The following is a 6,805-nucleotide window of genomic DNA, read 5'->3' as shown; positions in this document are numbered from 1 at the left end:
CCCCCCCCCCCCCCCCCCCCCCCCCCCCCCCCCCCCCCCCCCCCCCCACCCCAGCTCCCACATTAAATGGCGTCAGGCTCAAGTACCGGGGCTACAGTCGCACATTGCAACAGCGCGCGGGTGTAGGGGTGTTGGGCATCAGCGAACAGTCCAGCGGTGTCGCCCTGCTCCACCACCCGCCCGTTCTGCATCACCGCAATGCGATCACACAACCGCGCCGCCACGCGCAGGTCGTGGGTGATGAACACGATGCTCAATTTCAGCCGCCGCTGCAGAGACTCCAGCAGTTCCAGGATCTGCACCTGGATCAACGCATCAAGGGCCGACACGCACTCGTCGGCGATCAACACCTTCGGTTCCACCGCCAACGCACGGGCGATGCCAATGCGCTGGCGCTGCCCTCCGGAGAACTCATGGGGGTAGCGCTCGAACGCCGTGGCAGGCAAACCCACCAGCTCCAGCAAGGCGCGCGCACGCGCCTCGGCATCGGCCTTCGAATGCCCTTGCACCAACGGCCCGGTCATGATGATGCGACCCACCGTCTGGCGCGGATTAAGCGAGGCGAACGGGTCCTGGAAGATCATCTGCACCTCACTGCGCAGCGGCCGCAAACGCCCTTCGGATAACCCCACCACATCTTGGCCGAGCCACTGGATGTGTCCGCTGTCAGCCCGCAACAAGCGCACCAGGCAGCGCCCCAAGGTGGACTTGCCCGAGCCGGACTCACCGACAATGCCCAGGGTCTCGCCTTCGCGCAGCTGCAACCCCACCGCGTCCAGCGCACGGGTGCTGCGCCGCCCCCACCAGCCCGCACGGGTGCTGAAGACTTTGTTCAACTGTTCGGCCTTGAGCACCACGGCCCCACTCACCACACCACGGGGCTCCCGTGGTTGCGCCGATACCGCCGCCAGCAGTTGCCGGGTGTAAGGCGCCCGGGGTTCGCCCAGCACCTGGCGAGCGCTGCCCTGCTCCACCACACGGCCCTTTTCCAGCACCAGCACACGGTCGGCGATCGCCTCAACCACGGCAAAATCATGGGTGATCAACAGCAGCGCCATGCCCTTGTCCCGCTGGATCTTGCGCAACAGCTCAAGAATTTGCGCCTGGGTGGTCACGTCCAGCGCCGAGGTCGGCTCATCGGCAATCAACAGCGCCGGATCGAACGCCAGGGCCATGGCGATCACCACCCGCTGGCGCTGGCCACCGGACAGCTCAAAGGGATAGGCCAGGCGCAGGCGCTCAGGGTCCGGCAGACCGACGTAACCCAGCAGGTCCACCACCCGCCGGCGGCGCTCCCCGGCCGATTTCACCCCATGGGCACGCAGGGTTTCATCGATCTGTTCACCCACCCGCAGCAATGGGTTGAGTGCGCTCATCGGCTCCTGGAACACCATGCTGATCTCGCGCCCACGCAGTTCGCGCATGGCGGCTTCGCCACGGTTGGCCAAGTCCTCATCACGAAACACCAGGCGCCCGCTTTGCACCGTCAGCGGCGCCGGCAACTGGCGCAGCAGCGCCTTGGCCAACATGGATTTGCCCGAGCCAGACTCGCCCACCACACACAAGCATTCACCGCTGTGCAGTTGCAGCGACAGGTCATACAACGCATGGCTGCGGTCCGCCCCGTCGGGCAAGGCGATACGCAGGTGTTCAACCCTCAATAACGTCATCGCGATCTCCCCGGCTCAAACGCCACGCGCAAGCCTTCGCCCACGCGGTTCACCGCCAGCACACACAGCACGATCGCCAGGCCCGGCAGAAAGCTCATCCACCAGGCGTCCCGCAACAGGCCACGGGAAGCGTTGATCATGTAGCCCCAGCTCATGGCTTCCGGGTCGCTCAAGCCAAGGAACGCCAGGGCGGCTTCGGTGAGGATCGCAGTGGCCATGACAAAGGTCATCACCACCAACAACGGCCCCAGGGCATTGGGCAGGATCTGCTGGGTGATGATCCCCAGCGGCGACTGGCCCAGCACACGGGCCGCCTGCACGAATTCACGCTGGCGCAGCGTGAGGAATTCACTGCGCACCAACCGCGCCACGGCCGGCCAGGCAACCAAGGCAATCGCCAGCACGATGGTGCCCAGCGACGGCTCCAGCACCGCCACCAGGATCACCGCCAACACCAGTTGCGGGATGATCTGGAAAAACTCGGCGACACGCATCAGCACGCCGTCGAGCCAACCGCCGAAGTAACCGGCGATGGCCCCGATGATCAGCCCCACCACCAGGGTTGCCAAACTGGCCAGCGCGCCGACGGCCAAGGACACCCGCGCCCCGTAGAGCAAGCCGCTGCCGAGGTCGCGCCCCAGCAGGTCACTGCCCAGCCAGTGGGCGGCGTCGTGAAACGGCGGCAGCATCGGCCGGCTGTTCATTTCCCACGGCGAGCTGCTGGTGAGCCACGGCGCTGCCAGTGCCAGCGCCGCCAACACCAGCAAGAACAGCGCACCGGCCAGCGCCGAGGGTTGGCGGATAAAGCGTCTGAACACCGCCATCAGCCCTGCCCTCCGGCGCCAATGCGCGGGTCGAGGTAACGGCACACCACATCGGTCAACACGTTGAAGCCCACCACCAACATCGAGATCACCAGGAACCCGCCCATCAGCACGCCGTAGTCGCGCTGGGCCAGGGAGTCGTACATCAAGCGGCCGATGCCCGGCCACGCATACACCACTTCCACCAGCAAGGCGCCGCTGGCCAGTTGGCCCAGTTGCAGGCCGGCGAAGGTCACCACCGGCAGCAGCGCATTGCGCAAGACGTGCACGTACAGAATCCGCCGTGGGTGCAAGCCCTTGGCGTGAGCGGTGCGCACGTACTCCTGGCCGAGGGCGTCCAGCACGGCGGCGCGGGTGAGGTGGATGTACAGGGCGAGGAACAACACGCTCAACGACAGGCACGGCAACAGCAGGTGCTGCAGGCGATCCAGCAATGAAAAGTCCCGGCCCACGGTTTCCATGCCAAAGGCCGGCAACCAGTCCAGACTCACCGAAAACAGCAAGATCAACAACATCGCCAGCCAGAACGGCGGCATCGCATACAGCAGCAACGCGCCATGGGAAATCACCCCATCAAGCCAATGGCGCCGTTGCCGTGCCCGCGCCGCCAGCACGCCCAGGGTCACCCCCAGCAGCGACGACACCACAAACGCCGAGCCCATCAAGGCCAGCGTTGCGGGCAAACGCTCGGCGATCAGCGACCACACCGACGTCTGGTTGCGGTAGGAGTACCCCAGGTCCAGGTGCGCCACATTGCCCAGGTAGATCAGCAGTTGCTGCAGCAGTGGTTTGTCCAGGCCCATGGTCTGGCGCAACTGCTCGATGAACTGCACATCGTCCACCCCCGCCTCACCAGCCAGCAGTAATGCCGGATCACCCGGCGCGAGGTGGATCAACACAAAGCTCAGCACCAGCACCGCCACCACCATCAGCAGCGCCTTGACCAGGCGCCCGCCGAGATACACCACGCCGTTCATGGCGCGGGCGCGTCGAGGTAGACGCTTTCGTAGTCTTCGTTGAGGCTGGTGGCGGTTTGCAGCAAGTTATGCACCTGCGTGTGGAACAGCGTCTGGTTGCGCATCTCGAAGATCGGCGCGATGGGCAGGTCGGTGTTCAACCGGTTTTCCAACTGGCTGTAGAGCTGGGTGCGCGCAGGGCCTTCGGGCGTGTCGGCGATTTTCGTCCACAAGGCATCGGCTTCAGGGCTGTTGTAGCCACTGACGTTGGCGAACGGCGAGGTCTTGAGGATGTAATCGGAGCGGTACAGGTAGGCGCTGGTCAGGTAGGGGTCGCCGATCTGGAAGATGAAGTTGTAGGTCAGGTCGAAGTCCCAGTCGCTCACGCGCTGGAACCAGGTGGCGGCGTCGGACGTCACCACCTGCACCTTGAAGCCCAGCGGCTGCAACGCTTGCTTGGTGTACTCGGCCAGGCGCTCCCAGGCACCGCCCTTCTCGCCGTTGAGCAGGCGGATTCGCACCGCGCCCACGTCCACGCCGGATTCGGCGATCAACGCCTTGGCCTTTTTCACGTCATAGGTGTACTGCGGCAAGTGGGGGTCGTGGTAGGGCGTGCCCGACACGAACTCGCCCTGGGCGACCTTGCCCGAACCGAAGAAGATGTTGTCCACGACAAACTGCCGGTTCAGCGCATACAGGATCGCCTGGCGCACCTTGGGGTTGTTCAGCGGTGGCTTGCGCGTGTTGATCTGCAGGAAGGCCAGGCCGGCATACAACTCCCAGCCTTTCTCGGAAGACTGCACATTCGGCAAGGCGCCGAGGCGCTTGAGGTCGGAATAGTCGGCATCGCCGCTGCGCAGCACCTGCACGTCATTGCGCTCGAAGGCTGCGGCGCGGGAGGAACCGTCGGGGATCACGTGAAAGACAATCCCATCCAGGTGCGGCAGGCCTTTTTTCCAGTAGGTGGGGTTCTTGGCCAGCTTGATGTAGGCACCGCGTTTCCACTCCACGAACACGAACGGCCCAGTGCCCACCGGCTTGAGGTTGTAGGGGTTGTTGCGAAAATCGGTGTTCTCGTAAAGGTGCTTGGGCACCACCGGGCGCAGGCCGCTGCCCAGGGCCGAGAGCAACGGCGCGAAGGGTTTCTTCAGGTGGAAGACCACTTGCAGCGGGCCGGTGGCGGTGATGCTGTCGACGTACTCGGTGATGATGCCGCCCAGGCGCTTGTCCACTTCCGGGTAGAAGGTCTGGAAGCTGAACACCACGTCATCGGCGGTGAATGCCGGGCCGTCGTGCCAGTGCACGTTGTCTTGCAGTTGGAAGGTGTAGGTGAGGCCGTCCGGGGAAATGGTCCAGGATTTGGCCAGCACCGGTTTGGGGTTCAGGTCCGTGTCGAAAGTCAGCAGGCCCTGGAGGATCTTGCCACTGACGTATTGGGTGGACACATGGCTGACCACGCCGTGCATCAGCGACGGCGGTTCAGGCTGGGCCACCAGGTTCAGCACCCCGCCCTCCTGGGGTTGCGCCTGGGCCTGGCCGGCCAGCAGCACGCTGCACAACCCCACGCAGGAGAGGGCACGGCGGAAAGAGAATGGGCGCATGGAGGCTCCTCGAATGGAAAGATTCTGGGAGGGATTTTGCAAGGGCTGTGCCATGGGGGTTTTCGGCGCGATTGCGGGTGTTGGTTGCCGTCTGGGTGATGAAAAAACCACAACAGCCTGCGCGAGTGTGCAAAAAACAACAGCCCACCGCCCTCCTGTAGGCGCCGGCTTGCCGGCGATAGCGGTCCACCCGCCAGCAAAGATGCAGGCCGACACACCGCCATCGCCGGCAAGCCGGCTCCTACAGTGCGTCATGGCACAAGGTTTGCCCCTTCAGCTGCCTCTGAACCCACGAGCCTCTTCACCATGTCACTGGATTACCTGGGCAACCCCATCGACACCCTCGACCCGTCCACCCGCCAGGGCCTGGACGATTTCATCGGCGGCTTCCTCGGCTACCAGCCCCGCGCCGAAGGCATTCTCGCCACGGCCGACGCCGCCCCTGACTCGGCCCTGGCCAATGCCTTCGCCGGCTTGCTGCTGATGTTCATCGAGTCCCCCGAAGGCCCGACTTTGGCCGAGCAATACCGCCAGCGCGCAGCCGCCGTGAACAGCGATCACCCGCGCGCCCAGCTGTACCTGGCCGCCTTGAGCGCCTGGATCAACGACGACCTCGACCAGGTCCTGCACCTGAGCGAACACCTGCTGGGCCGCTATCCTCGCGACCTGTTCGCCGCCAAGCTCAACCAGTACCTGGAGTTCAACCGGGGCAACTGGCCGGCGTTGCTGCGCATCGGCCTCAAGGCTGTCGCGGGCGCGCCGGACATCGCCCACAGCCATGGCCTGCTGGCCTTCGCTTATGAGCAGTGCCACTTGCTCGAAGAGGCCGAAGCCAGCGCCCGCGAAGCCCTGCGCCTGCAACCCTCGGAGCCCTGGGCGCAACATGCCCTGGCCCATGTGATGCTGACCCAGGGACGCATCGAGGAAGGCACCGAATTCCTTGAAAGCGTGGCCCATCACTGGGCCGGTTTGAACTCGTTCATGTACACCCACAACTGGTGGCACCTGGCGCTGTTCTACCTGGCGCGGGGTGAGGATCAGCGGGTGTTGGAGATCTACGACCAGCACGTGTGGGGCATCCTGCCGGAGTATTCCCAGGACCAAGTGGGGGCGGTGTCGTTGCTGGCACGCCTGGAACTGGCGGGTATCGACGTCGGCGAGCGTTGGCAGGGGTTGGCGCCGTACCTGCAGCGACGGACCGGGGATGTGGTGCAGCCGTTTCTCAGCGTGCAGTACCTGTATGGCCTGGCACGCGCTGGCAAGCCGGAGGCGGATGAGCTGTTGGCGGCGTTGCGCGAGCATAGTGTTGCGGCGCGGCCGGTGTGGGGTGAGGTGACCTTGCCATTGGCGCGAGGGCTGTTGGCCCATGCACGCGGGGATGCGCAGGGTGCGCTGGAACACTTGGCCCTCGCCCTGCCCCGGTTGAATGAGATTGGTGGTAGCCATGCGCAGCGTGATCTGTTTGCCCAGGTGGAATTGGACGCGCGGTTGAAGGCTGGGGATTGGTTTGGGGCGCAGCAGGCGCTGGAGTTACGGCGTCGGTATGACGGGTGGGATGTGCCGACTAATCGGAGTTTGGGGCGGGTGTATGAGGCGCTGGGTTTGCCGGAGCAGGCGGCGAATGCCCAAGCCCGGGTTTCGCGCTTTACCTGATGTACAGAGCCAAAATTGTAGGAGCTGGCTTGCCGGCGATGGCTATGTGTTAGGCGCTGGAGCTTTTTCGTCGGGGTACATATCCGTTATTTGGGTAACGG

5 protein-coding genes are annotated in these 6,805 nt (G+C 64.7%); 1 reads left to right on the top strand and 4 read right to left on the bottom strand.

The window, feature by feature from the left end; all coding sequences use genetic code 11:
* Positions 1-62: 62 nt before the first annotated feature.
* Genes AC07SU_RS04745 through AC07SU_RS04730 form a run of 4 tightly spaced genes read right to left on the bottom strand, consistent with a single transcriptional unit; the run spans position 63 to position 5,051 of the window.
* Positions 63-1,670, bottom strand: coding sequence for a dipeptide ABC transporter ATP-binding protein (locus tag AC07SU_RS04745; protein WP_494996353.1), 1,608 nt, complete (start codon positions 1,668-1,670; stop codon positions 63-65).
* On the bottom strand, positions 1,667-2,494 hold the full coding sequence (locus AC07SU_RS04740) for an ABC transporter permease (protein ID WP_494996352.1): 828 nt from the start codon (positions 2,492-2,494) through the stop codon (positions 1,667-1,669). Before AC07SU_RS04740 ends, AC07SU_RS04745 begins: the two co-directional genes overlap by 4 nt.
* Complete coding sequence (locus AC07SU_RS04735) at positions 2,494-3,471, bottom strand: ABC transporter permease (protein ID WP_494996351.1); 978 nt, start codon at positions 3,469-3,471, stop codon at positions 2,494-2,496. Before AC07SU_RS04735 ends, AC07SU_RS04740 begins: the two co-directional genes overlap by 1 nt.
* Positions 3,468-5,051 carry an ABC transporter substrate-binding protein gene (locus tag AC07SU_RS04730; RefSeq protein ID WP_494996350.1) on the bottom strand — a complete coding sequence of 528 codons (1,584 nt, stop codon included), beginning with the start codon at positions 5,049-5,051 and terminating at the stop codon, positions 3,468-3,470. The genes AC07SU_RS04735 and AC07SU_RS04730 overlap by 4 nt, the downstream gene beginning before the upstream one ends.
* Positions 5,052-5,357: 306 nt before the next feature.
* Between AC07SU_RS04730 and AC07SU_RS04725 the strand changes: the two genes are divergently transcribed.
* A complete protein-coding gene (locus AC07SU_RS04725; protein WP_494996349.1) occupies positions 5,358-6,704 on the top strand; it encodes a tetratricopeptide repeat protein in 1,347 nt (448 codons plus the stop codon).
* Positions 6,705-6,805: the final 101 nt, after the last annotated feature.

It is taken from the genome of Pseudomonas sp. GW821-FHT05H12, from assembly GCF_059419385.1.
Note: the sequence above shows the minus strand (reverse complement) of the source record. Positions and strands in the feature narration are given on the sequence as shown.

What these genes read in the sequence shown, in the direction of transcription:
- AC07SU_RS04730 (WP_494996350.1), bottom strand. Translation starts at nt 5,051, where the DNA reads ATGCGCCCATTCTCTTTCCGCCGTGCCCTCTCCTGCGTGGGGTTGTGC.
- AC07SU_RS04745 (WP_494996353.1), bottom strand. Translation starts at nt 1,670, where the DNA reads ATGACGTTATTGAGGGTTGAACACCTGCGTATCGCCTTGCCCGACGGG.
- AC07SU_RS04735 (WP_494996351.1), bottom strand. Translation starts at nt 3,471, where the DNA reads ATGAACGGCGTGGTGTATCTCGGCGGGCGCCTGGTCAAGGCGCTGCTG.
- AC07SU_RS04725 (WP_494996349.1), top strand. Translation starts at nt 5,358, where the DNA reads ATGTCACTGGATTACCTGGGCAACCCCATCGACACCCTCGACCCGTCC.
- AC07SU_RS04740 (WP_494996352.1), bottom strand. Translation starts at nt 2,494, where the DNA reads ATGGCGGTGTTCAGACGCTTTATCCGCCAACCCTCGGCGCTGGCCGGT.